Source organism: Kribbella qitaiheensis (assembly GCF_014217565.1).
GTDB lineage: Bacteria > Actinomycetota > Actinomycetes > Propionibacteriales > Kribbellaceae > Kribbella > Kribbella qitaiheensis_A.
Genome location: NZ_CP043661.1, coordinates 6,508,478 through 6,533,806 on the forward strand (window position 1 = coordinate 6,508,478; position 25,329 = coordinate 6,533,806).

A 25,329-nucleotide genomic window follows, 5' to 3' on the forward strand; every position below is an offset into this window, starting at 1 on the left:
CCCGGGCGTACCGCGGGTCGAGACGGTAGGTGTAAGTGGGGAGTGCGGTCCGAGCAGTTGGGCCGTATGAGTGGGACCTCAACTGAAGCTTGGTCGCCCGGTACCGGCCTGATCGGGTGACCTTGTGCATGAGCTGAGCAATCCGCCGCGCGGAACTACTCACGTCATGCACAAAGTCGCCCCCAACTGGCTCCCGTCGCCGGCCCCGTCGCCGGCCCCGGCCCCGGCCCCGGCCCCGGCGGTGCGGTGGGGCGGCGGGGCGGGTGCTGCTCGGCAGTGGTGCCGGCGTCGTGGTCCTGGACGACCTGGCGATGAGCAACGGTGTGCCGCCCGTCGGCCCTGGGGCTGCGGGTGATCTGTCTGCCTTGTATATAAGGGAAATGTATGGGCGGTGCTGGCACCGTCGGGGGTCCGGTAAGAACGGACTCCGCGGAGGACAGACCCATGACACGAGCTGTGACTCAGCGCCGGCCCCGAACCGCGACCAGGGTCGCGGTTGTGGGCATCGACGGCGCCGGGCGTACGACGATCTGCCGGCTGCTGCAGGATGGCGCCTTCGTCAAACAACGCCGGATCGACCAAGACCTGACCGTGGTTCACGCGCTCCGGCCCTACGAGACGCCCGGGGCACCGTTCCGGCATCTCTCCCGCAAGCTCCATTCGCTGGCTACCGCGGCGGAGCTGCTCGGCCAGCCTGAACTCAAGGCCGCGGCGCTGTACCTGCAGCTGTCGACGTACGCGCCGGTCGAGCACTTCCTCTGTGAGGCGTACCTACCGGAGACGCTGGTCACCGCCGGCCATCCGCTGGTCGACACCCTCGCGCATCTGCCGATCCAGCGCCCGCCGGCGGTCGCGTCTGAAGGCGACTGGCAGCACGCGATCGATCCGGACGTGCTGGCGGCCGCTGAGGCCTGGGCCGACGGGATCGGTTGTCCCACAGACCTTCGCGCTCTCGGCCACGACGTGTTGTCGCTGTACGGCCTTCCGGTGGAGCAACTGCTCGAGCGCTTCCGTCGCCGCTTCCGGGTGAACCTGCCCGAGGTCGTCATCCTGCTCGACGTCGACCCTGCTGAAGCCGTACGGCGGTTGGGCGGCGAGGGCGACGGTGATGCGTTCGCGCTCGCCCAGCGGCTGGGCGGTCGGGACGTGTCCGAGGCCCGGCTGGCGATCCTGCGTGAGCAGTACCTGCGGACTGCCGACTGGTTGGAGACGACGGGAGTGGTTGTGCACCGGATCGACGTGACCGGCCGGTCGGCTCCCAGAGTGGCGAACCTGGTCCGCGGCAAGCTCCCGCGCTCGTGGTCCGTGCCGATCAGTCCGCCGCGGCAGGAGGCACCGCACCTGCAGTGGGCCGGCGACCTCGTGGCCGGAGTACTGGCATGAGCGCCAAGTCGAAGCCGCTGCCGGCCCGTGGCGAACCGGGCGGTCCGCTCGAGCGGCAGATCATCCTCCGCAAGATCTCGCAGCGCCGCTGCGACCGGGCCCGCCGAGGCCTGCCAGCAGCCACCCCGATCGAATGGCTCGGCTGGGAGCCCCGCCGCCCACCGGCGGCAATGCCGGGCGCGTCGGCGCTCTCGGTGATGGCTGTGGTCGGCGATGTGGACTGCGAAGGCTTCATCGCCGGCCTGCTCGAGTTCGTTCACACCGTGCCGTTGGAAGACCGCGACTCCTGGTGGCGGAACCTCACGAAGACACTGTTTTTCAGAGGAAGCCCGACCGAGCACGGCGCGATCGCATGGCTCGGGCCGGGTACGGCGGAACAGTTCGCCGACCTCGGCCTGGAGCGGTTCCACGAAACCTTGAAGCTGCCCGACGAACTCGAGCTCTACGTCCCCGGCGGTCCGCCCACCGGGCGGCGGATGTCGTTGCGAGTGGCAACGAAAGAGGTCACCGGCCGGGCGTATCTGACGCATCTGCAGCACGTGCTCAGCGAGGCCTACCTGCGCAGCTTCCTGCGGCCGGGGGATCGGCTGGAGGTACGGCACGAGGACAACCTCGACCCGGTCGAGGAGATCCCGGCCGGCAATCGCGACTTCGAGGCGCGGATCGCCAGCGACCCACGCAGTCCCGGCTGCCTGCGGCTGTACGCGAACCTCACGGTCGTCCCGGCGCTGCACGGAGCCCCCTGACGCAGTAGCGAAAAAGTATGGCCGCGCTGATGAGAGTGGAAGCAGGAGAGGGACCGATGGAAGGGCTGGACAGATGAGCGCAGTGCAGCATTGGGAGCCGCGGGTGATCACGCCCGCCGAAGCCGGCGTGGCGCCGAGCGCGGCCGGGCTGATCGACTATCTGCGGGACCGCACCGATCAAGGGACCCTGGACCAGCTGCTGGTCGAGGAGAAGGCGCTGGTGTTCCGCGGCTTCGGCGTGGACCCCGACCACCTGGACCCGGTGATGGACCTGCTGCTGCCGGGCCGGCTGGCCTACGTGCATGGCAACTCGCCGCGGACCAAGGTCGGCGACAACGTCTACACCTCCACGGAGTACCCGCCGGAGTACACGATCTCGATGCACAACGAGCTCTCGTACGCGCACTCCTACCCGTCCCGGCTGATGTTCTTCTGCCAGCAGGCGGCCGAGACCGGCGGCGCCACCCCGGTGGTGGACGGCGTGCGCTGGCTGGAGGCGCTGGACGACGAGATCACCGCCGCCTTCGCCGATGGCGTCCGCTACCTGCAGAACCTGCACGGCGGGATGGGCCTGGGCAAAAGCTGGCAGGACACCTTCGAGACCTCCGACCGTGACGAGGTGACCGCCTTCCTGGCCGAGTCCGCCGCCCAGGTGGAGTGGACCAAGGACGGGGGGCTGCGGATCATCCAGTTGCGTCCGGCAACGATCAAGCATCCGGTGACGAACACCGAGGTCTGGTTCAACCAGGCCGACCAGTGGCATCCGGCCGGCCTCGGTGACGAGACCGCGCGGGCACTGGCCCAGATCATGCCGGCCGAGGAACTGCCGCAGGCGGTCACGCTCGCCGACGGTACGCCGGTTCCGGACGCCTGGGCGGTGCAGATCCGCGACCGCGGCCTGGACTCGGCCGTCGACGTGAACTGGAACAGCGGCGACGTGCTGCTGATCGACAACCTGCTGGTCGGCCACGGCCGGCGCCCCTTCACCGGCGCGCGACGGGTTCTCGTCGCCATGTCGGCCTGAGAATCCCGAACCCTGAGTAGGAGAGAAGAGCCATGAGCACCCTGCCGTACGTCATCACCGGCACCCCGGACGGTCCGGGCATCGTCGAGCGGCTGACCGCCGACGGCGCCGAGATCCGCAAGCTGCTGACCACCCACGGCGCGGTGATGCTGCGCGACTGCGAGGTCGAGGGCGTCGAGGGGATGGAGGAGGCGGTCAGGGCGCTGTCCGGCGAGCCCCTCAAGTACGCCGAGCGCTCGTCGCCGCGGCGGTCCATCAAGGGCAACGTCTACACCTCGACGGACTACCCGCAGACCGAGGAGATCTTCCTGCACAACGAGAACTCCTACCAGGCGGCGTGGCCGCGGCTGCTCTACTTCTACTGCGACATCGAGCCGGAGACCCAGGGCGCGACCCCGCTGGCCGACATCCGTCGTGTGTACGACGCGATCGACCCCGCAGTACGCGAGGAGTTCGCCCGTCGCAAGTGGATGGTGGTCCGCAATTTCCACGAGGACTTCGGCGTCGCCTGGCAGCACGTGTTCGACACCGACAGCCGCGCCGACGTGGAGGCGCACTGCGCCAAGAACGACCTGAAGGTGGAGTGGATCGGCGCGGGCGGCCTGCGCACCACCGCGGTCCGTGAGCCGATCCGGATCCACCCGGACACCGGCGACCTGGTCTGGTTCAACCACATCACCTTCTTCCACCACACCACGCTGCCGGCCTCGATCCGCGAGGGCCTGCTGGCCTTCCTGACTGAGGACGAACTGCCGACCAACACGTACTACGGCGACGGCGGCAAGATCCCCAACGACGTGATGGACCACCTGCGCGCGGCGTACCGCAAGGAGTGGACCCGGATCGACTGGAAGCAGGGCGACCTGCTGCTGGTGGACAACATGCTGTCCTCGCACGCCCGGGAGCCGTTCACCGGCGCGCGCAAGATCGCGGTCGCGATGGCGGAGGCCTTCCAGCCGGACGCCACCTCGGTGCCGCCGATCGAGGCCGTCACCGGTCCGTCCGCCCGTGCCGCGGCCGCCGGAGTCGGAGCGCCGGCGTGAGCTGGTTCCGCACCTACACCCCGAGGCCGCAGGCCATGCTCCGGCTGGTGTGCTTTCCGCACGCCGGCGGGGCGGCCAGCGCCTATCGCGAGTGGGCCACGCTGCTGCCGGAGTCGATCGAGCTGGTCGCGGTCCAGTACCCCGGCCGGCAGGATCGTTTCCACGACCCGCTGCTGACCGACTTCACCACCCTGGTCGACGGCATCGTCGCTGAACTGCCCCGCCTCCAAGGCCCGACCGCGTACTTCGGGCACAGCATGGGCGCGACAGTCGCCTTCGAGGCCGCCCGCCAGATGGATGCCCTTGGCAACGGACCGCGTCGGCTCTTCGCCTCGGCCCGGATCGCTCCAGCGGTGGCCACCCGGCTAGGGATCAGCTTCGACACCGAGGACGAGGTGATGGCCTACATCCGCAGCCTGGGTGGGGCCGGCCTGGAGTCGCTGGAGGACCCCGACCTGCGGGAGCTCGCGCTGCCGATGCTGCAGGCGGACTTCAGGCTGATGGAGAGCTACGACTACAAGGCCGGCACCCGGCTCAGCTGCCCGATCACCGTGCTCGCGGGATCCGGCGACCACACCTTCGGTTCCGCCGATGCCGAGCACTGGGCTCAGCACACCAACGCCGGGATCGTCACCGAAACCCTGCCGGGCGGCCACTTCTACACCGAAGAGGTGCCCGGGCTCGTCACCGACCTGATCGCCCGCACGTTCACCACCGAGGGAGCACACCCGTGAGCACCAATCCGTTCGAGGACGACAGCGCCACCTATCTGGTGCTGCGCAACGACGAGGGCCAGTACTCGCTCTGGCCGGAGTTCGCCGGGGTACCGGCGGGCTGGCAGGTCGCGCTGGACCGCACCGACCGCGTCGCCTGCGTCGACTTCATCAACGCCCAGTGGACCGACATGCGGCCCGCAAGCGTCCGCGTCTGAGTCTGCACCGCACTCCGAACACACCCCTGACCATTCATTCCGCCCTTCTGCCGAAGTGGCGGCACCGATCGTGCGATGAGGATCATGGCTGAGAATTCGATCGTCCGTCTGCCGCTGTCGGCTGCTCAATCAAGCGTCTGGTACGCCCACCAGCTCGACCGTTCGGGGCACCGCTACACCATCGCCGAGTGCGTGGAGATCCACGGCTCCGTGGATCCCGCACTCTTCGAGCAGGCCTGGCGCCGGCTGGCGCACGAGGCCGAGGCCTGCCGCGTCCGCGCCGTCCACAACGACGACGGTCTCTCCCAGGAGCTGCACACGCAGGTGCCGGACTCGATCGTCGCGACCGTCGACGTGACGGCCGAGGCCGACCCGCGGGCGGCCGCGTTCGCGTGGATGCGGGCGGACCTGGCCCGCCCGGTCGATCTGACCACCGGCGACCTCACCGCCACGGTCCTGTTCACCGTCTCGGCCGACTCGGCGATCTGGTACCAGCGCGGCCATCACGTGACCTTCGACGGCTATTCAGGTGGCGTCGTAGCGAAACGGCTGGCCGCGCTGTACGACGACCTGGTGGCCGGCCGCCCGTTCGGGCCGTCTCCGTTCGGCACCCTCACGCAGCTGATCGAGGAGGAGCAGGAGTACCGCGGCTCCGACGCCTTCGTTGCTGATCGCGACTACTGGATGGACCAGCTGGCCGACCTGCCGGATCCGGCCCGGCTGAGCTGGCGGACGCCGGGTCGCGACCGCACGGACGAGGTGCCATTGCGCAGCTCCGGTGCGTTGACGAGCGACGACACCACTCGCCTGAGGAAGGCGGCCCGGTCGGCCGGCACGCACTGGTCGATCTGGACGATCGCGGTCACAGCGGCGTACCTGCACCGCGTGACCGGTCTGACGGACCTGGTCCTCACTCTCCCCGTCACCGCTCGTACTACGGCACTGACGCTCGCGACCCCCGGAATGCTGTCCAACCACGTGCCCCTGCGCGTACCGGTGTCACCCCGCCAGAGCATGGCCGAGCTGGTCCCGGTCGTCACCGAGGCGCTGCGTGCGGCGCTCAAGCACCAGCGGTACCGCCAGGAGGACATCCGGCACGACCTCGGCCTGCCGGCCGACGGCGGCGGGATCGCCGGTCCGATGCTCAACGTGATGGCCTTCAACCACGACCTGCGGTTCGGCGGCCACCGGACCACCCTGCACAACCTGTCGCACGGTGCGATCGACGACCTGGCCATTGCCGTGTACGACGACGGCGCCGGCCTCCGCATCGACATCGACGGCAGCGCCGATCGCTATGACACCGACGAACTGGACAGTTACCAGACCCGCTTCGTCAGGTTCCTCGAGTGCGTCGTGGCCGAGCCGCAGTTGCCGATCGGCCAGATCGAGCTGGTCTCCGCCGACGAGCGCCGCAAGGTCCTGGTCGACTGGAACCAGACCGCCGTCTCCCTGGACGGCGGCTCACTCGCGGATCTCTTCGAGTCCCAGGTACGCCGTACGCCGAACGCGACCGCCTTGCGCTACCACGGCACCGAGGTGACCTATGCCCAGCTGAACCGCCGGGCCAACAAGCTTGCGCACCACCTGATCAGCGAGGGTGTCGGCCCCGAGAAGGTCATCGGGCTGGCCCTGCCCCGCTCGATCGACCTCCTGGTTGCCATGTACGCCGTGGTGAAGACCGGCGCGGCGTACCTGCCGATCGATCTGAGCTACCCGGCGGACCGGATCTCGTACGTCGTCGAGGATGCCGAGCCGGCTTTCGTCATCACCACCGAGTCGGCTGCGGCCGCGATGCCGAACGGCGTGCGGTTGCTGCTCAGCGACAGCCACCTCGAGGACTTGGTCGCAGCGCGGCCGGACACCGACCCGACCGACGCCGACCGGACGATCCCGTTGACGCCCGAGCACCCGGCGTACGTGATCTATACCTCCGGCTCGACCGGCCGACCCAAGGGCGTGCTGGTTCCGCACGCGGGAGTCGTCAACCGGCTGCTCTGGATGCAGGCCGAGTACCGCCTGAAGGCGGGGGACCGGCTGCTGCAGAAGACCCCGATGGGCTTCGACGTGTCCGTCTGGGAGTTCTTCTGGGGCTTGCAGGTCGGCGCCTGTTTGGTGATCGCGAAGCCCGAGGGGCATCGCGACCCGGCGTACCTGGCGAAGCTGATCCAGGACGAGGGCGTCACCACGGTGCACTTCGTGCCGTCGATGCTGACCGCGTTCCTGGCCGACCCGGGTGCTGCCGGCTGCACGGGGCTGCGTCGGGTGTTCTGCTCCGGCGAGGCGCTGTCGATGGAGCTTGCCGAGGATTTCCGGTTCCAGTTGCCCGACGTACCGCTGCACAACCTGTACGGGCCGACCGAGGCGTCGATCGACGTGTCGTACTGGCAGCACGCCGGCGAGACCGCCAGCACTCTGCCGAAGATGTTCGCGGCGCAGGTTGCGCGTGTTCCTGGCCAGCCCGCTGTGGTTTCGGCTGACCGTCGGATGAGCTACGCCGAGCTGGACGCCGCGGCGGACCGGATGGCGCGCGTGCTGCTCCAGCACGGTGCCGGACCCGAGCGCTTCGTGGCCGTCGCTCTGCCGCGGACGCCCGAATTGCTGGTCACGCTGCTGGCTGTGGTGAAGACCGGGGCGGCCTACCTGCCCATCGACCTGACCTACCCAGCCGACCGTATCGCCTACCTGCTTGAGGATGCTCGTCCCGCGTTGCTGGTGACGGAGGAGTCCGTCGAGCTGCCGGACCACGACGTGCCGACCTTGTTGTTGGAGGCGCTGATTGACGCGGGCCCCGCTTCGGCCCCGAAGATCGACGTGTCGCCTGGCTACCCGGCGTACCTGATCTACACCTCCGGATCGACCGGCATGCCGAAGGGTGTTGTCGTCGAGCACCGCGCGCTCGGGCAGTACCTGCGCTGGGTCACCGAGATGTACGGCGGCCTCAGCGGCCAGACGCTGCTGCACTCGCCGGTGTCGTTCGACCTGACCGTGACGTCCATGTTCGGCGCGCTCGTCCGGGGTGGCTGCGTCCAGCTCGGTGCGATCGACGACGGCGTCGCCGGAGCCGAGGACCCGCTGACCTTCGTGAAGGCGACTCCCAGCCACCTGCCGATGCTGGAAGGCCTTGCGGCCGATCGGTTCGGCAGTGGCGAGTTGCTGCTCGGTGGTGAGGCGCTGCGCGGCTCTGCGCTGACCGAATGGCGTAAAGCGCACCCGGACATCACCTTGGTCAACGAATACGGTCCGACCGAGGCGACCGTCGGCTGTGTCGAGTACCGGCTCGAGCCCGGCGACGAGATCCCGGCCGGCGTCGTACCGATCGGCCGGCCGGTCTGGAACACCCAGGTCTACGTGCTCGACGACAACCTCCTCCCGGTGCCCCCGGGCTTCTCGGGAGAGCTCTACCTGGCCGGCGTCCAGCTGGCTCGCGGCTACCTGAACCGTTCGAGCCTCACCGCGGAACGCTTCGTGGCCAACCCGTACGGCGTCCCCGGCAGCCGGATGTACCGCAGCGGTGACGTGGTCCGCTGGAACGCCGACGGCGTGCTGGAGTACCTCGGCCGCGCCGACGACCAGGTGAAGATCCGCGGCTTCCGGATCGAGCTCGGTGAGATCGAGTCCGCGCTGCTGCATCAGGCGGACGTGGCAAAGGCCGCCGTGATCGTGCACAAGTCGAGCTCCGGGGACCAGCAGCTGGTCGCCTACGTGGTTGCGGACGGCAATGACCTCGACCCGGTCGCGCTCCGCGAGGCGGTCGCCGGCCGGCTCCCGGAGTACATGGTGCCGAGCCTGGTGATGCAGGTCGACGATCTGCCGGTCACGCCGAACGGCAAGCTCGACCGCAAGGCGCTTCCCGAGCCCGACTTCTCCTCGCTCACCACGTCGCGTGGACCGCGGACGCCGGAGCAGGAGATCCTCTGCGGCCTGTACGCCGAACTGCTCGGCCTGGTCCGGGTCGGTATCGACGACAGCTTCTTCGAACTCGGCGGCAACTCGTTGATGGCCACCCGGCTGATGAGCCGGATCCGGGCCACCCTCGGCGTGGAGTTGTCGGTGCGAGCCCTGTTCGAGCACCCGACCGTTGCCGGGCTGTCGACGCAGCTCGACGGCGTGACGGCGGCGCGACCGCCCATCCAGGTGAGGGAGCGGGAAGAGCAGGTGCCGCTGTCGTTCGCGCAGCGCCGGCTCTGGTTCATGAACCGCTTCGAGGGTCCGTCGGCGACCTACAACAACGCCTTTGCGGTATCGCTCGACGGCACTCTGGACATTGAGGCACTGCAGGCCGCACTGGCCGATGTGGTGGAGCGGCACAAGACGCTTCGGACAATCTTTGCCGATGACAACGGAACGCCGCACCAGGTCGTACTGGAGCCGTCAACCGTCCCGTTGCCGGTGGCCCGCATCGACGAGGCCGAGTTGGCCGAGCGACTCGACCAGGGCGCCGGCTACGCGTTCGACCTGAGTGTCGAGACGCCGCTGCGGACAACCCTGTTCGCCTTGGCGCCTGAGCGTCACGTCCTGCTGATCACGCTGCACCACATCGCGTGCGACGGTTGGTCGACTACGCCGATGGCCCGCGACATCGCCACGGCGTACGCGGCCCGGGTCTCTGGGGCGGCGCCGGCTTGGACGCCGCTGCCTGTCCAGTACGCCGATTATGCCCAGTGGCAGCGCGAGTTGCTCGGGGACGAGGCCGACCCGGACAGCCGCGCTCGTCAGCAGATCGAGTACTGGAGCGACCAGCTTGCCGGCCTGCCCGACCAGCTGGAGCTCCCGACCGACCGGCCGCGCCCGGCCGTCGCGAGCAACCGTGGCGACGTCGTACCGGTTGCGGTTTCTCACGACCTGTACGCAGAACTGTCGGCACTCGCGCAGGCCAATCACGTCAGCCTGTTCATGCTGCTGCAGGCCGCCTTGGCGACGCTGCTCACGCGGCTCGGCGCCGGCACCGACGTGCCGATCGGTACGCCGAACGCGGGCCGCACGGACGAGTCGCTCGACGATCTGGTGGGCATGTTCGTCAACCCGCTCGTACTGCGAACCGACACCTCCGGCGACCCGACTTTCGAGGAGCTGCTGGCCCGGGTGCGGGAAACGAACCTGTCCGCCTACGCCCACCAGGACCTGCCGTTCGACCGGCTGGTCGACATCGTCAACCCGGTCCGGTCGACCGCACGGCACCCGCTGTTCCAGGTGATGATGCCGTACCAGAGCGACGACCCGGCGGCCGTGGAGCTTCCCGGCCTGACCGTCTCGCATGCTCCGGTGGACTCCGGGATCGCCCAGTTCGATCTGCAGCTCGCGCTCCGCGAAGGTGTGGACGGTCTGTCCGGTCACCTGGAGTTCGCGCTGGATCTGTTCGACCGCGGTACCGCCGAGCAGTTGGTCGAGCGGTTCGGTCAGGTCTTGCGCCAGGTCGCGGAAGCGCCGGACCAGCGGATCGGCGCACTGGAGGTGATCGGAGCCGCCGAGCGCGAGCTCTTGGTCGCCGGGCGCAACGAAACCGATCGGGAGATCGATTGGTCGACAATTTCGGAGCTGGTGGAGCGCCAGACCGTCCGTACGCCGAACGCCGTCGCCGTGCACGACCACGGGTCTGAACTGAGCTACGCGGAACTGAACGCCGAGGCCAACCGGCTCGCGCATCACCTGCGTGAGCTGGAGGTCGGGCCGGATGTGGTGGTCGGCGTCCACGTCGATCGCTCTGCTGGGCTGATCATCGCAGCGCTCGCGGTACTGAAGGCCGGTGGCGTCTATCTGCCGCTCGACCCGGACTATCCCGCGAGTCGGCTGGCCTACCTGGTCGAGGACGCTGAGGCGTCGTTCGTGATCAGCAGATCGGACCTCGCCGGCGACCTCCCGGCCACCGACGCCCGCGTAGTACTGATCGACTCGAACGACTGGGCCGAGGCGCCTGCGACCGATCTGCCGGCAGTTGCCGGGCCGGACGATGTCGCCTACCTGATTTACACGTCCGGGTCGACCGGACGGCCGAAGGGAGTGCTGGCAACTCATCGGGGCGCGGTCAACCGGTTCCACTGGACCCAGCGCGCGTACTTCCGGTACACACCGGAGGACTCTGTACTGGTCAAGATCCCGACCGGCTTCGACGTGTCGGTGGGAGAGATCTTCGGTCCGCTGAGCCAAGGCGCCAGGTTGGTGATCGCCAAGCCAGGCGGCCACCTCGACACGGCGTACCTGCGGGAGACCATCAAGGAACAGCAGGTCACCCAGGTGTACTTCGTGCCGTCGATGCTGGCGGTGATGCTCGCTGAAGGCGGGCTGGAGGAGTGCACTTCCCTGCGGGTGCTGCTGTCCGGTGGCGAAGAGCTTCCGGCGGCGCTGGCCCGGCAGGTGCTGGATCGCCTGCCCTGGGTGGAGTTCTACAACCAGTACGGACCGACCGAGGCCGCGATCGATTCGACGGCCTGGCGCATCACCTCCGACAGCCTGGAAGGGCTGCACCGGGTGCCGATCGCTGCCGTGTCCGGTCAGGTCGGACTGCACGACAACGTGCGGCTCTATGTCCTCGATGACGCCATGGCAGTCGTCCCGACCGGGGCACCTGGCGAGCTGTTCATCGGCGGTGCCGGTGTGGCACGTGGGTACCTACGGCGGCCGGAGCTTACCGGCGAGCGGTTCATCCCGGATCCCTTCCGCGATGGGCGGCTCTACCGGACCGGTGACCAGGTGCGCTGGACCACCGATGGCCGGCTGGAGATCCTCGGCCGCGTCGACGACCAGGTCAAGCTGAACGGCGCCCGCGTCGAACTCGGTGAGATTCAGGCCGCGCTGGCCTTGCACCCCTCGGTCCAGCACGCAGTGGTGATCGTCCGGGACAAACGACTGGTTGGTTACGTCGTCGTCACCTCGAGCGTTGACCTCCGGGGGTACCTGGCCGAGTCGCTGCCGGAGTTCATGGTGCCCAGCACCATCGTGCCGCTCGACTCGTTGCCGTTGACACCCAACGGAAAGCTGGATCGCGCCGCACTGCCCGCGCCGGCTGCCGCCGTGCAGGCTTCGCGTTCGGTGCTGAGCAGTTCGGTCGAACAGACCCTGGCCGAGCTGTACGCCGAGGTGCTGAGCATCGAGCTGGTCGGACCGGAGGACGGGTTCTTCGAGCTGGGTGGCGACAGCATCATGTCGATCCAGTTGGTGAGCCGTGCTCGCAAGGCCGGGTTGATCTTCACGCCGCGGGATGTCTTCCGGCACCAGACCGTCGCCAAGCTCGCGGCTGTCACCACCGTTGACGAGACCGTCCAGCAGAAGCCGGCCGAGAAGCTCCTCCGGGCGCTCTTCGCCGAGGTGCTGAGCATCGAGGAGGTCGGTCTCGACGACGGGTTCTTCGAGCTGGGTGGCGACAGCATCATGTCGATCCAGTTGGTGAGCCGTGCTCGCAAGGCCGGGCTGATCTTCACGCCGCGGGATGTCTTCCGGCACCAGACCGTCGCCAAGCTCGCGGCAGTCTCGACCGTCGACGCCGCGGCTGGATCGGCCGGGGCTGCTTCGGCCGGGGCCGGATCGGCGAGGGTTGCTGAGGTCGGGCCGGTCCAGTTGACACCGCTCCAGACTGCGCTAGCCGCAACCGGCGAGGCCTGGTCAGGGTTCCACCAGTCGGTGCTCATCCAGATCCCTGCGGATCTCGGGCTCGACCGGTTGACCGGGGCTCTCCAGAAAGTGGTCGACCACCATGACGCGCTGCGGTTCGTAGTGCGGAAGGACGGCGGATCTTGGTCGCTGGAGTCGCGGGCTGTCGGTTCGGTTGATGCGACTGCCTGCGTGACGCGGGTGGACATTGCCGGACTGACGGCTGACGAGCAGGACGCGGTCCAGGTCGAGGCGGCCGAGGCGGCACGCGCTCGGCTGGCGCCGTACGACGGGACGATGCTGCAGGTGGTCTGGTTCGATGCCGGGCCGGCGGAATCCGGGCGGCTGCTGGTGCTGATCCACCACCTGTCGGTGGACGGTGTGTCCTGGCGCATCCTGCTTCCGGATCTGCTGTCCGCCTGGCAGGGCGAGGCGCTCGACCCGGTCGGTACTTCGTTCGCCGCCTGGAGCAAGCAGTTGCCTGCAGCAACTGGATTTGTGGTCGCCGAAGAGCCGTTGGTGGGCAGCCGGGCGCTGGAGTCGACCGACATTGTTGCCAACGCCGGCAAGCTGGAGGTTGTTCTTCCGGTTGCGACCACCCAGCCGTTGCTCACCAAGGTGGGACAGGCTGTCCATGGCGGGATCAATGACGTACTGCTGGCTGGCCTCGCGCTGGCGGTGAAGCGCTGGCGTGGTCACGAGTCGGTGCTGATCGACCTCGAAGGGCACGGTCGCGACGCCGTACCGGGGGCTGATGTCTCCCGCACAGTCGGCTGGTTCACCGAGATCAAGCCGGTCCGGCTGACGGCGGTGGACGACGATCCTGGTGCGACGCTGAAGGCAGTGAAGGAGCAGTTGCGCACGGCAACAGATCCAAGGGAAGGAAGGAGAGAAGGGGAAGGCGGGGAAGCGAGGCGTGGAGGACGGGCGCAGCTCGTTGTGAACTACCTCGGGCGGGTGGAGTCGCCGGTGGCTACGGACTGGTCGCTCGTGCCGGGCGGTGCTGGACTGGTCCCTGGTGCGGACCCGCGGATGCCGCTGGGCCACGCGATCGAGCTGAACGCGATGGTGCTCGACGGCCCGGACGGTCCCGAACTGCGCGCCGAATGGACCTGGGCGGACGGCGTACTGACCTCCGACGAGGTCGCCGAACTCGCCCAGCTCTGGTGGGACGCACTGGCCGGCCTGGTCGGCGCGGAAGCCTCCGGGCACACGCCGTCGGACTTCCCGCTGGTCGCGATCGACCAGGAGCGGCTGTCCTTGCTGGAAGCGAAGCACCCCGACCTGGAGTCGCTGCTGCCCGTCACCTCGCTGCAGGAAGGCTTCCTCTACTACTCCCTGCTGGAGGGGGAGGGGATCGACCTCTACACCGGCCGGATCTGGATGGACCTGGAGGGAGCGCTCGACGTACCGGCGCTACGCCGCTCGGCCAAGAGCTTGCTGGTCAGGCACCAGACCCTGCGGGCCGGCTTCACCCACGACGCGCTCGGCAATCCCTTGCAGATAGTGCACGAGCAACTCGAGCTGCCGTGGACCGAGGTCGACCTGAGCACGCTCGACGAGCTCAGCCAGGAGGCCGAAGTACTGCGGCTGCTTGAGGCCGAGCAACTGACGAAGTTCGATCCCGAGCGGCCGCCGTTGCTGCGGTTCGTGGTGATCAAGCTCGGTCCGGCACTGCATCGGCTGGTACTGACGAACCACCACCTGGTGCTCGACGGCTGGTCGATCCCGGTGCTGCTGCGCGAACTGTTCGCGGCGTACGCCGAAGGTGGCGACGGGACCAAGCTGCCCCGCGTGGCGCCGTACCCGGACTACCTGGAATGGCTTGCGGAGCACGATCTCGAGAACGACCGCACCGCGTGGAACGCCGCGCTGGAAGGTGTCACCGAGCCGACCCTGGTCGCGCCCGGTATCGCCGAAGGCCATGCGGTCCTGCCCGAGCGGGTAACGGAACACCTGACTCCTGAACTCGGCGAAGCTGTTGCAGCGCTGGCGCGGCGTACCGGGGTCACGGTGAACACCGTCATCCAGTCGGCCTGGGGACTGTTGCTGTCCCGGCTGACCGGCCGCGACGACGTGGTCTTCGGTACTACGGTGTCGGGCCGGCCGCCGGAGATCACCGGCATCGAGCAGATGGTCGGGCTGTTCGTGAACACCATCCCGGTGCGGATCCGGACCCGTTCCGACGACACCGTCGGCGCGTACCTCGGCCGCCTCCAGGACGAGCAGACCGCGCTGTCCGATCACCACCACCTCGGCACCAGCGAGATCCTCGCCGGCGCGGGACTCGGCCCGCTGTTCGACAGCACGGTCGTGTTCTTCAACTACCCGATCGACGCCGGCGTGATGAAGCTGTCGGTGAACGGGGTCCGGCTGGTGCACATCGACGCCCGCGACGACACCCACTTCGCGCTGCGGCTCAGCGTGTTCCCGGGCGAGGACGGGTTCCAGCTCAACCTCGACTCCCGGCCGGACGCGTTCAGCCGCGCCGAGACCGAAGACCACCTGCGCCGCTACATCGAGCTGCTGCGGGAGATGACCGCCGCCGGGACCAGTCCGGTCGCCGAGCTCGGCGCGGTCAGCCAGGCCGAGCAGGACCGGCTGCTCGTCGAGTGGGGTGGTTACGGCGACTGATCCGCACCACCTGCGTCACCCAAGCGAAATCCTCTAAGGAGTGCACACGATGAACTCGCTGTTGCAACAAGTGTTCGAGACCAGGACCGCGGGTCCGGTGATCCTCGGCCCGGCCGATCACGAACTGGCCGAGCAGGTCGCTCGCCGGGTCGTGTCGGATGGCGACGGCTGGGTCAACTCCGACGCCTGGGTGGACGCCGCCCGGGACGGCTACCACGACCTGCCCGCCGTACTCCGGAAGGCGCTCGCTGAGTTCCGCCGCGACTCCGGGCCCGGCGGCGCCTTCCTGGTCCGCGGCCTGCCGGTCGACGAGAGCGCGGTGCCCGACACCCCGGCGTACAGCGGCTCGGTGCAGAAGGAGGGCACCGTTCCGGCTGCACTGCTGACCCTGGTCGCGAGTGGACTGGGCGATCCGGCCGCCTTCCTGGCGGAGAAGTCCGGCGCGCTCGTGCACGACGTCGTACCGGTGCCGGGCAGCGAGGCGTTCCAGGGCAACGAGGGCTCGGTGATGCTGTCCTTCCACAACGAGAACGCGTTCCACGCCCACCGGCCCGACTACGTCCTGCTGCTCTGCCTGCGCGCGGACCACGAGAAGGTGGCCGGCCTGCGGGTGTCCTGCATCCGCAAGGCCCTCGACAAGCTCAGCAAGGAGTGTGTCGAGGCCCTGTTCCGGCCGATCTACATCACCTCCCCGCCCCCGTCCTTCGGCGACGCCGGCCAGCTGACCGAGCCACACGGCATCCTCACCGGCGCACCGGACGACCCAGACCTCTTGGTCGACTTCGCCGCGACGAAGCCGCTCGGCCCAGACGCGGTAGAAGCAATGCGCGAACTCCAACGCACCTTGGCCGCCACCGCCGACACGATCTACCTCGAGCCCGGCGACCTGGCCATCGTCGACAACCGCGTCTCAGTCCACGGCCGCACCAGCTTCACCCCCCGCTACGACGGCCACGACCGCTGGCTCCAACGCACCTTCTCAGTCCGAGACCTCCGAGCCTCCCGCTCCCTCCGCCCCAACGACTCCCACGTAATGATCCGCTGACCCCCCACAGAAAAGAGGAAACCCCGGGCGTCTCCCTCCGCGCCCGGGGTTTCCGCCTGCTAGTGCCCCCGTGCCGGAAGTGCCGTTGCGCTACCGCGATGGACGCACCCGACCACCGCTATCGTTAACGGAACTTCCGATACGCGGCGTCCTGCTTCTGAAGTTCGCTGGATAAGTCGGTCTCGGACGGGTTTGTCCGGTGACGCATTGGTGGTATCGGGGGTTTCGGCTGCTGGGAGATCTCATGGCAGGCGGCGCACAGCGCGGACAGGTCGTCGGCACTGATGTCCTGCGCGGCGGTAGTACTCCGGCCTGCCGGAGTCGGCCGGCCACCCGTTGCCTGCGGTATGGACGTCTTTGTGCATCGGCTGAGTGTCCCAAGCCGATCGCGTGCTCAGGTCGTGCACAAAGCGCGGAACGCTCGCATCGGTTGCCGGGCCTCTGTGCATCCGCTGAGCGTTTTCCGGGGGCGGGATACTCAGCTGGTGCTCAGAGACGCCCGCACCGGGGGACGAGGGCGAACTATGGAAAGGCATGACATCCTCCCTCCGCCTTGCGAACCACCCACCTGAGCACCGGAGCTGACGCACGAACTGCGGACGCAGCTGAGTCGTACAACATCATCGTTCGACGGATGGGGCTCAAGGCAAGACGAGGCGTTCGGCGGCGGCGATCATCAGGTCGGCGACCTGGTCACTGGGCAGCGCTCGACCTGTATAGAGCTGATCGAAGAATTCGAAGCCAGTGACTGCCCACAGGAGATTTGCGGCCTCGGCCGCAGTGACGCCAGTTCGCAGCGCATTCTGTTCGGCGAGCCGATCCGTGTGGTGGGCGATGCCCGCGGCGCGCGCTTCGCCCATCCGCTGGATGGCACCGCCGACAGCCTCTGGATCGAGTTGCGCCATCGAGTACAACACTCGCAGCACCTCACGGTGCGAGGCGAAGACCGGCACTGAGGCGCGGATCGATTCGCGCAGGCTCTCGCGGGCATCAGGCCTGTCGGTGCTGCCGACGGTCCGATCGAAGCCGCCTCGCCGGCGGAGGTCGTCACCGAGTGCGTCGAACAGTCCGGCCCGCGAGCCGAACACCAGGTAGATCGTCGACCGCGAGACCCCGGCCATCGCCGCCACCCGCTCGATACTGACCGCTTCGGTCGGGGCTTCGCGCAGCCGTCGGTAGACCGCGTCGAGGATCCGGCGACGAGTTACCTCAGCGGTGTCGGCGCGCAGGCGCTGCTCGTACTGGCGCGTCGTCATGGTCGGGAATTCTACATTTTGACTTGACAGTATGTCCACTCAAAGACACTCTGTACATCGAAAGACGCCCTGTCCAGTGAAATATCCCGGACTCCGAAGACGGATCAGGAGACTCCTTGCCCCAGCTCAGCAACCGCGGCAGCGCTGCCATCGTGACCGGCGCCTCGCGTGGCATCGGCCGCGCCATCGCCGAACGGCTCGGGTCGAACGGCGCGAGCATTGTCGTCAACTACCACTCCAATGTCGCGGCAGCCGAAGCCGTGGTATCTGCCATCGAGAACAGCGGTGGGAAGGCGACGGCGGTGCGCGCCGACGTTGCGGTGCCAGACGATGTCCGCCGCTTGTTCGACATCGCCGGTGACCTCTACGGCCCACCGGATCTCGTCGTGCACAGTGCCGGCATCACCCGCTTCGCGCCTCTTGCCGAGGCTACGGACGACGACTACGACCACGTTTTCGACACCAACACCAGATCTACCTTCGCCACCCTGCGGGAGGCCGCGAACAGAGTGCCGGACAACGGCCGCATCGTGGTCATCTCGAGCGGCGCGGCCGTCTCGCCCCGGCCCGGCGCCGGTATCTACGCCGCCAGCAAGGCGGCCTGCGACCAAATGGTCCGGGTCCTCGCTAAGGAACTCGGACAGCGGGGCGTCACTGTCAACAGCGTGCTTCCGGGACCGACCAGGACCGAATCGATCGCGGCGACCCTGCCGGCAGAGATGGCCGCCGCGATCGCGGCTCAGACTCCGCTTGGTCGACTCGCCGAGCCCGCAGACATCGCCGACATCGTGGCATTTCTCGCCTCCGATGACAGTCGGTGGATCACCGGTCAGGCGATCCATGCCGGGGGCGGGATGTTCTGACCCTGTGGTGGCCAGCAGGCAGAGCGAGCACCCGCCGCGCGCCTCGGCTGGGAGCAGGTGCAAGACCTCCTCGGCCGATGGGAGCTTCCCGGCGAGGTTGGTGAGGACGGTGTCGACCACGCCCTGCCAGACGGCCGGGATCCGCGCTGTGTTGCGAACCGTGGCGTACAGGTTTCCATGCCTCCGACGTCGTGGCGGGCGAAGGACCGGCGGGGATCGTGTTCGGCTTCGGTGATGTCCACGAGAACGCGATCGGACAGGGGATCGCGGCCATCGGTGACCTACTGCGTGAAGGTGGCGGCCAGCGACAGTAGGGAGGACTCGGAGTTGGGTGGGCCTATTAGTTGGAGGGATGGGGGGACTGGGCCGGTGGTGGGTTGCAGGGGGAGGGCTACGGCGGGGAGGCCGGCCAGGTTTACCGGGGCGGTTAGGGCGGTGAAGTCGTAGCGGGATTCGTCGCCGAGTTTTGGTGGGGGCGCGATCATCGTGGGGAGGGCGAGTACGCCATACCGGTTGAGGAGGACGTCCAGTTGGGTGCGGAACTGGCGGCCTAGTTCGCGGGCGTCGGCGACCATTTCGTCGTCTAGGTACTTGCCTCGGGTGATCCAGTCGCGGACTCGGTCGCTCATGCGGCCGCCATCGAGTAGGTGCTGGTGGGCCTTGTAGCCCTCGGCGTTGATGATCAGGCCGGCGGCGACACCGGCGCGTAGCCAGCCGGTGAGTGGGACGTCGACGACGTTGCTGTCGGAGTTGGCGAGTGCTTCGTCGACGGCCTGATCCACGGCCGGGTCGACGGTGACGTCGGGCAAGCGGAGTCGTGCGATCTCGCCGTCGTACGGGGTGGTGGTGAAGCCTGGTTCGAGGAGGGTCATCGCCTGGGCCAGGCCGGCAGCGTTCGGGGCGATCGCGCCGATGGTGTCCATGGTGGGGGCGAATGCGAACACGCCGTCGAGGGGGAGGCGGCCGGCGGTGGTTTTGAGGCCGGCTACTCCGCAGCAGGCGGCGGGCAAGCGGCTGGAGCCGCCGGTGTCGGTGCAGATCGCGATGTCGGCTTCGCCCTTGGCGACTGCCACGCCTGAGCCGCTTGACGATCCGCCGGGGACCAGCGAGCGGTCGAGTGGGTTGCGTGGTGTGCCGGTCCACGGGTTGACCCCGTCCGGTGGGCGGCAGAGCTCGGTCAGGTTGGTCTTGCCTACGAAGACCGCACCGGCCGCGCGCGCTCTCGCGACGACCGGTGCGTCGGCGAGCGCAGGTTTCGCGTCGTCACCGACGGCCGGACAGGCCGCGGTGGTCGGCAGGCCTTCGATGTCGATCGCGTCCTTCACCGCAACGCGCGGCCCGGTCGCGATGGCCGGAGGATCAAGGCGGACAAGCCAGGTGGTCATGAAGCCCACTTCGGTTGACGGATAGACGATCGGGCCGCCCTGGCTGGCGGGTCGGGCGGGCGGTGGTCGGGCCGCTCTGCTGGCGGGCAGGCGGACTGGGTCAGGCGGCGGGTTGCCAGACGTGTGGGCCGTGGTGGATGCGTTCCAGCGCGGCACCGCGCTCGTGCGGTGCTTCCTCGGCCAGTGCGCGTTCTCTGGCATAGGCCCGCACCAGCGGGTGGATCGTGTACAGGTCGAGCTGCCCGATACGGCTGCCACTGACTTCTGCCAGACCTCGATCGGCCAAGCCGTTCAGCAGGTCGTGCACCTGGGCCAGGGGAGCATCCAGCAGTACTGCGGTGTGCCAGACCGAGAACTCGCCGGTCAGGCCGATCGCCATCAGCCGCAGCGCTCGCCGACGCGCGGTCGGGAGCTGCTCGTAGCTCGATTCGATCCGGGCACTGACGTCCAGGTCGCCCAGCCTCAACTGGTCGAACGGCTGCATGCCGTACGTCAGCCGGCCGACCACCTGGGTCACCGTCAGATCTGGGTTCGCGGCCAGCCTGGAGGCGACTACCCGGATGGCCAGTGGCAGCCGACCAGTTGCTGCTAGCAACGTTCGGACGGAGGCCGGCGAGTCGGAGCCGTGCCGCGGACCTGCAAGCGAGTCGAGCAACCGCACAGCCTCAGCCGTGCTGAACCCACCCAACGGGATCCGGGTCGCGCCCTCCAGTGCGGCCAGCCTGGCCCGCGAAGTCAGCAGCACGCTGCTCTTCCCACCACCGGGCAACAGCCAGCGAACCTGGTGCTCGTCGGCAACATCGTCCAGTACTACGAGCAGCTGTCGGCCGGCCACCAGGTGCCTGAAGAGCTGAGTGCGTTCGGACGGTCCGGCGGGCAGCTCGGCTTCGGTCACCCCTAGGGAGTGCAGTAGCTCGGCCAGCGCGGTCGACGGCTCCATCGGGTCCGGCGTACTGCCGGCCAGGTCCAGGTAGAGCTGTCCGTCCGGGAACTCGTCGCGGATCCGGTCAGCGACGTGCAGGGCGAGTGCGGTCTTGCCGGTTCCTGCCAGGCCGACTACAGCGGCCGTTCCGCCGCCGGCCCGTAGTACGGCGTCGAGTCGGTCGGCCATCGCGGTACGGCCGGTGAAGTCACTGGGTGCGGGTGGTAGCTGGGCCGGCGCTGTCGGCGTCGGTCGGCTGACCACCTCGACCACGGTCGGGGCGGTGAGTTCGGCGTTCTGCTCCAGGATCGCCTGGTGCAGTTCCTTCAGCTCCTCGCCCGGATCGATGCCGAGCTCTTCGGCCAGGTGGCGGCGGCAGGCGTCGTACGTCGACAGCGCCTCGGCCTGCCGGCCACAGCGGTAGAGCGCGAGCATCGAAAGTCCTCGGACCCGCTCGGAGAAGGGGTGCTGGTTGACCATCGCGGCCAGCTCCGACACCACTCTTTGATGATTGCCGCGAGCCAGTTCGGCCGTCATCAGCGCCTCGCCGGCGGCGAGGCGGGCCTCGTCGAGGCCAGGCTGCTCGATCGCGGCCAGGTATTCGGTGGCGCCGACCAGCGCGTGACCGCGCCAGAGGGCCAGCGCCGAGCGCAGCGAGGTCACCGCTTCGGCGTACCGGCCCGCGGTCAGCGCCGCGTGTCCCGTCGTGGCATGTGCCTGGAACTCGTCCAGGTCCACCCACGCCCCCGGCGCCCGCAGCAGGTAGCCGCCGCGCTGGCGGACGAGTTCGACCTGGGGGCCGAGCTGGTTGCGTAGCCGGGAGACGTAGGTCTGGATCTGGGCGTTCGAAGTGCTCGGCAGCTTGCCGCGCCAGAGCATCTCGGAGACTGTCGAATCGGAGACCACCTGGTCGCGGCTCAGCAGCAGCGTGGCCAGCACGGTCTGGATCTTGGACCCGCCGAGGGCGAGGCGTTCACCGCCCCGGGTCACCTCGATCGGACCGAGGAGCTGGAACCTGATCATCGTCGTCTCTCGGCTCGGTCGGTCCGGTCAGTCCCAGCAACCGATGCAGGCCGGCTGGTCCGGGCCCGCCAGCGTCACGGTTGCCGGGATTCCGGTGCTGTGGTGGTCGCCCAGCGAAGCCGCCGAGGAGATGGTCGCGCCGGCCCCCACCAGCAGGATCGCGGTGGCGACGATCGCAATTCGGGCGGTGTAGAAGACATTCTTCACGGTGTTTCCCCCAGCTTGGTCGTGTTTTTCTCGATGCCTCGACCTTGCCTTTGCCCGGGGGCTATGTCACCAGTATTCGACTGTCCTGAAGTTACGTTGGCAACACCCTGAAGGTGATCATTCGGGCGTTTGGACCGCACCGATGAGCGGTCACATCAGGGCTGCCACCCCTTGTTCACCTGGTTTTTCCAGGGCCTCTACCGGAGTCGCCAGTACGGGCCTGACCAGCGCGATCACGCACTGTGACCGATTGAGGCGTTTCTTGTGACAGGTGAATCCGGTCACTATTCGATGGTGCTGGAATTGTATTAGTCGTGAATGACCTACATTGCTGATAATTGTTCAGTTTGTTATTTCCATCTGCTTTTTGAACGTTCGACAAAATCCAATTGGTGACTATCCGGCATAGACCGGATCGGTCGCGACTCGGTCGCGACTCGGTCGCGGGTTGATCGATGCCTGATCGCCGACCGTGGTCGTCGCCGTCCGTGCTGCCCGGATCACGGAAAGTCAGAAGAACAGGCTCCGAGCCGTTGACAATAGAATGGAACGGTTGTTATCTATTGCCACCGAAGGCGCCTTCCTTCCATTCCTGCCGCCCCCAGCTTCACGGGAAGAAGAAGGAGTGTCCGCATGATGCGAACACGCAAACTCAGCATGGCTGGCATTGCCGTCGGCGCCCTGGCGCTGACGGTCAGTACCTCGATCCCGCTGGCCTATGGCCACGGGTACACCACCGCACCGATCAGTCGCGCGAAGAACTGTGCCAACGGCACGGTGCAGAACTGCGGCCAGATCCAGTGGGAGCCGCAGAGCACCGAGGGGCCGAAGGGCTTCCCCGGTGCCGGACCGGCAGATGGCAAGCTCTGCTCCGCGGGGCTGTCCCAGTTCGCTCAGCTGGATGATCAGCGCGGTGGTGCCTGGCCGGCCACCCAGCTGACCGCCGGTGCGACCTACACGTTCCGGTGGCATTTGACCGCCGCCCACGCCACGACCGACTTCAAGTACTACGTCACCAAGCAGGGCTGGAACCAGAACGCCCCGCTGACCCGCTCCGCGCTCGAACTCACGCCGTTCCTGACCGTTCCGATGGGTGGCGCCCGCCCGGCGTACGACGTGGCGCACGCCGGCACGCTGCCGAACCGGACCGGTCGGCACATGATCCTCGCGGTCTGGACGATCGCCGACACGGCGAACGCCTTCTATCAGTGCTCCGACGTCAGGTTCTGACCCACCTGTTCCCCTTACGGACCCTCGAGTTCGGGTTTGGTCAATAACTTTCCTGGGCAAGGCACTCCTTGAAACCTTCCGCCCCGAGTTTCAAGGAGTGCCGCCCATGAAGTCCCTTCTTCGCCGCGTCCTCGTGCCCGCCGCCGCGCTGATCGTCGGGCTGCTGCCCGGTGTGATCGCGATCGAGCAGGCGTCGGCCGTCACCAAGCTGAGCCAGTCCACGGCCGCCTCGATCCTGAGCGCCGCCGGTATCACGTGGTCCTCGTCGGGCGGGTGCACGACCCGGTCGAACTCGAGTTGCACCTCCTTCGAGCAGATCAACGACAGCACCGTCTACGGCGTACGGACGCTGAAGCAGGCCAGCGGCTGCGCGATCAACATCACCGGTGGTACCGAGGTCGGCCACGCCTCGGGCACGTACAGCCACTACAACGGGTACAAGGTGGACATCAGCAAGTACACCTGCGTCGGCAACTACATCCACAACAACTTCACCCGGATCGCCAATCGTGGCGACGGGTACGCGCAGTGGCGGGCCGCCTCGGGCAACATCTACGCCGACGAACTCAGCCATTGGGACATCACCTACTACAACTGCGGCGGCTGCTGAGCGCGGCGCACCGTAGTGCTAGCAGTCCGTGCCCGTCCGGGGTGAGGCCCTGGGCGGGCACGGTGCCGTGCAGGCTAGGCTTGCGGTCGTGACTCCATTGCTTTCCGGCCACACCTTGCTGGTGTTCGTCGGCATCCCCGCACTGGTCATCGCGGTGGTGGCGCTGCTCGTGTTCGCATCGTCGATCGCGAGTGGTCCGCGCTACCGTCCGGGCCTGTCCTGGTGGGCTCCGCCGGTCTGGATCGGCGGCCCCGAGCCGGTCAAGCCGAACCCGGCGAACCTGCCCGAGCTGCCGACCGCGTCCACGCCGGCGACTGGTACCCCCGCGACCGCCGGCACCGGCATCGCCCGCACGACCGGAGGCGCAAGTGCCAGCTGGTGACGCATTCACCCCGGAGCAGCTCTACGACATCGAGCGCGCGGTCCGGCACGCGGAAGCGTCCTCGGGCCTGCACTTCTCCGTGTACGTCGGTGGCGCCGACTCCGAGACCCGGCCGTTCGCGCTCGAACTGCTGAACGAGTTGCCGGACCCCGACCACAGCGTCCTCGTGTACGTCGACCCGGCCGGCCGGCGGCTCGAGATCGTCACCGGTTCGCAGGCGCGGCGGCAGCTCACCGACACCGAGGCCGGCCTGGCCGCGCTGGCGATGCAGACCTCGTTCGCCACCGGTGATCTCGCCGGCGGTCTGGTCACCGGTGTCCAGCAGCTCGGGACCCACGCGCACCAGGCGCCGCTGCTGCACGCCAACGAGCCGCACAAGCAATAGATCTTGCCCGCGCTGGAGCCTCGCCGACTCGCGGTGGACGAGCTGGTACTGCGCCCGTTCACGGCCGACGACGAGCCGGCCCGTGGCGGTGGCGCTCGAGGATCCGGGCATCCTTCGCTGGACAGCCGGTACCGCGGTACTGCGGACGCCGGCCGACCAGCGCGCGCTGAAGTGGCTCGAAACCCGGATCGACGGGTGGGCCCGAAGCAACGCGGTCTTCGCGGTCGCCGACGCCGGTACGGATCAGGTGCTCGGCTCTGTCACTCTCAGGGATGTGAACCGGGTGCCGGATCAGGCGGTCTGCGCCTACTGGGTCAGCCCGATCGCCCGCGGCCGCCGCATCGCCGGCCGTGCCCTGGACGCGGCTGCGCTGTGGGCCTTCGGCCCGGCTTCTGCGGGCGGCCTCGGTCTGCATCGGCTGTCCCTTGACCATGCCTTGGTGAACGAGGGCTCCTGCAAGGTCGCTACCCAGGCCGGCTTCCTTCTCGAAGGGACCATGCGCGACTACTACGTCGAGCTCGACGGCCGCCGCCACGACTCCCATCTGCACGCCCGTCTCGCCACCGATGACGGTTCGCACCTTCCTTTCGGCCCACGATGACGGCTTGTAGAGCGCGCGTAGAACTCGTGTAGAACCGGCGTGGAGCGGGGTGCGGGACGGTAGGGGCCTTGT

At 68.2% G+C, this 25,329-nt stretch carries 18 protein-coding genes; 14 read left to right on the forward strand and 4 right to left on the reverse strand.

Annotated features, from left to right (window positions below):
- Positions 1-444: 444 nt before the first annotated feature.
- The 8 genes from F1D05_RS31040 (at position 445) to F1D05_RS31075 (ending at position 16,393) form a co-directional block, all read left to right on the forward strand.
- Positions 445-1,383 carry a hypothetical protein gene (locus F1D05_RS31040; protein WP_185443934.1) on the forward strand — a complete coding sequence of 313 codons (939 nt, stop codon included), beginning with the start codon at positions 445-447 and terminating at the stop codon, positions 1,381-1,383.
- On the forward strand, positions 1,380-2,129 hold the full coding sequence (locus F1D05_RS31045) for a DUF6182 family protein (RefSeq protein WP_185443935.1): 750 nt from the start codon (positions 1,380-1,382) through the stop codon (positions 2,127-2,129). Before F1D05_RS31040 ends, F1D05_RS31045 begins: the two co-directional genes overlap by 4 nt.
- Before the next feature lie 73 nt (positions 2,130-2,202).
- Entirely contained in the window at positions 2,203-3,153 is a 951-nt protein-coding gene (locus F1D05_RS31050) for a TauD/TfdA family dioxygenase (RefSeq protein WP_185443936.1), read from the forward strand.
- A 32-nt stretch (positions 3,154-3,185) separates the two neighbouring features.
- Positions 3,186-4,196 (forward strand): TauD/TfdA family dioxygenase, encoded by a 1,011-nt coding sequence (locus tag F1D05_RS31055; RefSeq protein WP_185443937.1) that lies wholly within the window; start codon positions 3,186-3,188, stop codon positions 4,194-4,196.
- Positions 4,193-4,930 carry a thioesterase II family protein gene (locus F1D05_RS31060; RefSeq protein WP_185443938.1) on the forward strand — a complete coding sequence of 246 codons (738 nt, stop codon included), beginning with the start codon at positions 4,193-4,195 and terminating at the stop codon, positions 4,928-4,930. Before F1D05_RS31055 ends, F1D05_RS31060 begins: the two co-directional genes overlap by 4 nt.
- Positions 4,927-5,127, forward strand: coding sequence for an MbtH family protein (locus F1D05_RS31065; RefSeq protein WP_185443939.1), 201 nt, complete (start codon positions 4,927-4,929; stop codon positions 5,125-5,127). The genes F1D05_RS31060 and F1D05_RS31065 overlap by 4 nt, the downstream gene beginning before the upstream one ends.
- Before the next feature lie 84 nt (positions 5,128-5,211).
- Complete coding sequence (locus F1D05_RS31070) at positions 5,212-15,348, forward strand: non-ribosomal peptide synthetase (RefSeq protein ID WP_185443940.1); 10,137 nt, start codon at positions 5,212-5,214, stop codon at positions 15,346-15,348.
- A 49-nt stretch (positions 15,349-15,397) separates the two neighbouring features.
- Positions 15,398-16,393 carry a TauD/TfdA family dioxygenase gene (locus F1D05_RS31075; RefSeq protein WP_185443941.1) on the forward strand — a complete coding sequence of 332 codons (996 nt, stop codon included), beginning with the start codon at positions 15,398-15,400 and terminating at the stop codon, positions 16,391-16,393.
- A gap of 641 nt (positions 16,394-17,034) precedes the next feature.
- Here F1D05_RS31075 and F1D05_RS31080 read toward each other — a convergent pair.
- The gene (locus F1D05_RS31080; RefSeq protein WP_185443942.1) at positions 17,035-17,649 is read right to left on the reverse strand and encodes a TetR/AcrR family transcriptional regulator; all 615 of its coding nucleotides are present in this window, start codon (positions 17,647-17,649) and stop codon (positions 17,035-17,037) included.
- A 116-nt stretch (positions 17,650-17,765) separates the two neighbouring features.
- Between F1D05_RS31080 and F1D05_RS31085 the strand changes: the two genes are divergently transcribed.
- The gene (locus F1D05_RS31085; protein WP_185443943.1) at positions 17,766-18,512 is read left to right on the forward strand and encodes an SDR family oxidoreductase; all 747 of its coding nucleotides are present in this window, start codon (positions 17,766-17,768) and stop codon (positions 18,510-18,512) included.
- A 281-nt stretch (positions 18,513-18,793) separates the two neighbouring features.
- On the opposite strand, the gene F1D05_RS31090 is transcribed toward F1D05_RS31085, so the two are convergent.
- From F1D05_RS31090 to F1D05_RS31100, 3 genes are all read right to left on the reverse strand, one after another.
- Complete coding sequence (locus tag F1D05_RS31090) at positions 18,794-19,897, reverse strand: amidase (RefSeq protein ID WP_185443944.1); 1,104 nt, start codon at positions 19,895-19,897, stop codon at positions 18,794-18,796.
- A gap of 100 nt (positions 19,898-19,997) precedes the next feature.
- Positions 19,998-21,842, reverse strand: coding sequence for an AfsR/SARP family transcriptional regulator (locus F1D05_RS31095; RefSeq protein WP_185443945.1), 1,845 nt, complete (start codon positions 21,840-21,842; stop codon positions 19,998-20,000).
- A 27-nt stretch (positions 21,843-21,869) separates the two neighbouring features.
- On the reverse strand, positions 21,870-22,049 hold the full coding sequence (locus F1D05_RS31100; RefSeq protein ID WP_185443946.1) for a hypothetical protein: 180 nt from the start codon (positions 22,047-22,049) through the stop codon (positions 21,870-21,872).
- Positions 22,050-22,682: 633 nt separating this feature from the next.
- On the opposite strand from F1D05_RS31100, the gene F1D05_RS31105 reads away from it, so the two are divergent.
- The 5 genes from F1D05_RS31105 to F1D05_RS31125 all read left to right on the forward strand — a co-directional run bounded on the left by F1D05_RS31105 (position 22,683) and on the right by F1D05_RS31125 (position 25,257).
- A complete protein-coding gene (locus F1D05_RS31105; protein WP_206685905.1) occupies positions 22,683-23,279 on the forward strand; it encodes a lytic polysaccharide monooxygenase auxiliary activity family 9 protein in 597 nt (198 codons plus the stop codon).
- Positions 23,280-23,385: 106 nt separating this feature from the next.
- Positions 23,386-23,889, forward strand: a complete 504-nt coding sequence (locus F1D05_RS31110; protein WP_185443947.1) for a hypothetical protein — start codon at positions 23,386-23,388, stop codon at positions 23,887-23,889.
- A gap of 88 nt (positions 23,890-23,977) precedes the next feature.
- Positions 23,978-24,271: an aa3-type cytochrome oxidase subunit CtaJ gene (ctaJ, locus tag F1D05_RS31115; protein ID WP_185443948.1), complete on the forward strand. Its 294-nt coding sequence runs from the start codon at positions 23,978-23,980 to the stop codon at positions 24,269-24,271.
- Positions 24,258-24,656: a DUF5130 family protein gene (locus tag F1D05_RS31120; RefSeq protein ID WP_185443949.1), complete on the forward strand. Its 399-nt coding sequence runs from the start codon at positions 24,258-24,260 to the stop codon at positions 24,654-24,656. Before ctaJ ends, F1D05_RS31120 begins: the two co-directional genes overlap by 14 nt.
- 82 nt (positions 24,657-24,738) lie before the next feature.
- The gene (locus F1D05_RS31125) at positions 24,739-25,257 is read left to right on the forward strand and encodes a GNAT family N-acetyltransferase (RefSeq protein WP_206685906.1); all 519 of its coding nucleotides are present in this window, start codon (positions 24,739-24,741) and stop codon (positions 25,255-25,257) included.
- The last annotated feature ends 72 nt before the right edge of the window (positions 25,258-25,329 follow it).

What these genes read in the sequence shown, in the direction of transcription:
- F1D05_RS31040 (WP_185443934.1), top strand. Translation starts at nt 445, where the DNA reads ATGACACGAGCTGTGACTCAGCGCCGGCCCCGAACCGCGACCAGGGTC.
- F1D05_RS31045 (WP_185443935.1), top strand. Translation starts at nt 1,380, where the DNA reads ATGAGCGCCAAGTCGAAGCCGCTGCCGGCCCGTGGCGAACCGGGCGGT.
- F1D05_RS31050 (WP_185443936.1), top strand. Translation starts at nt 2,203, where the DNA reads ATGAGCGCAGTGCAGCATTGGGAGCCGCGGGTGATCACGCCCGCCGAA.
- F1D05_RS31055 (WP_185443937.1), top strand. Translation starts at nt 3,186, where the DNA reads ATGAGCACCCTGCCGTACGTCATCACCGGCACCCCGGACGGTCCGGGC.
- F1D05_RS31070 (WP_185443940.1), top strand. Translation starts at nt 5,212, where the DNA reads ATGGCTGAGAATTCGATCGTCCGTCTGCCGCTGTCGGCTGCTCAATCA.
- F1D05_RS31075 (WP_185443941.1), top strand. Translation starts at nt 15,398, where the DNA reads ATGAACTCGCTGTTGCAACAAGTGTTCGAGACCAGGACCGCGGGTCCG.
- F1D05_RS31080 (WP_185443942.1), bottom strand. Translation starts at nt 17,649, where the DNA reads ATGACGACGCGCCAGTACGAGCAGCGCCTGCGCGCCGACACCGCTGAG.
- F1D05_RS31090 (WP_185443944.1), bottom strand. Translation starts at nt 19,897, where the DNA reads ATGACCACCTGGCTTGTCCGCCTTGATCCTCCGGCCATCGCGACCGGG.
- F1D05_RS31095 (WP_185443945.1), bottom strand. Translation starts at nt 21,842, where the DNA reads ATGATCAGGTTCCAGCTCCTCGGTCCGATCGAGGTGACCCGGGGCGGT.
- F1D05_RS31105 (WP_206685905.1), top strand. Translation starts at nt 22,683, where the DNA reads ATGATGCGAACACGCAAACTCAGCATGGCTGGCATTGCCGTCGGCGCC.
- F1D05_RS31110 (WP_185443947.1), top strand. Translation starts at nt 23,386, where the DNA reads ATGAAGTCCCTTCTTCGCCGCGTCCTCGTGCCCGCCGCCGCGCTGATC.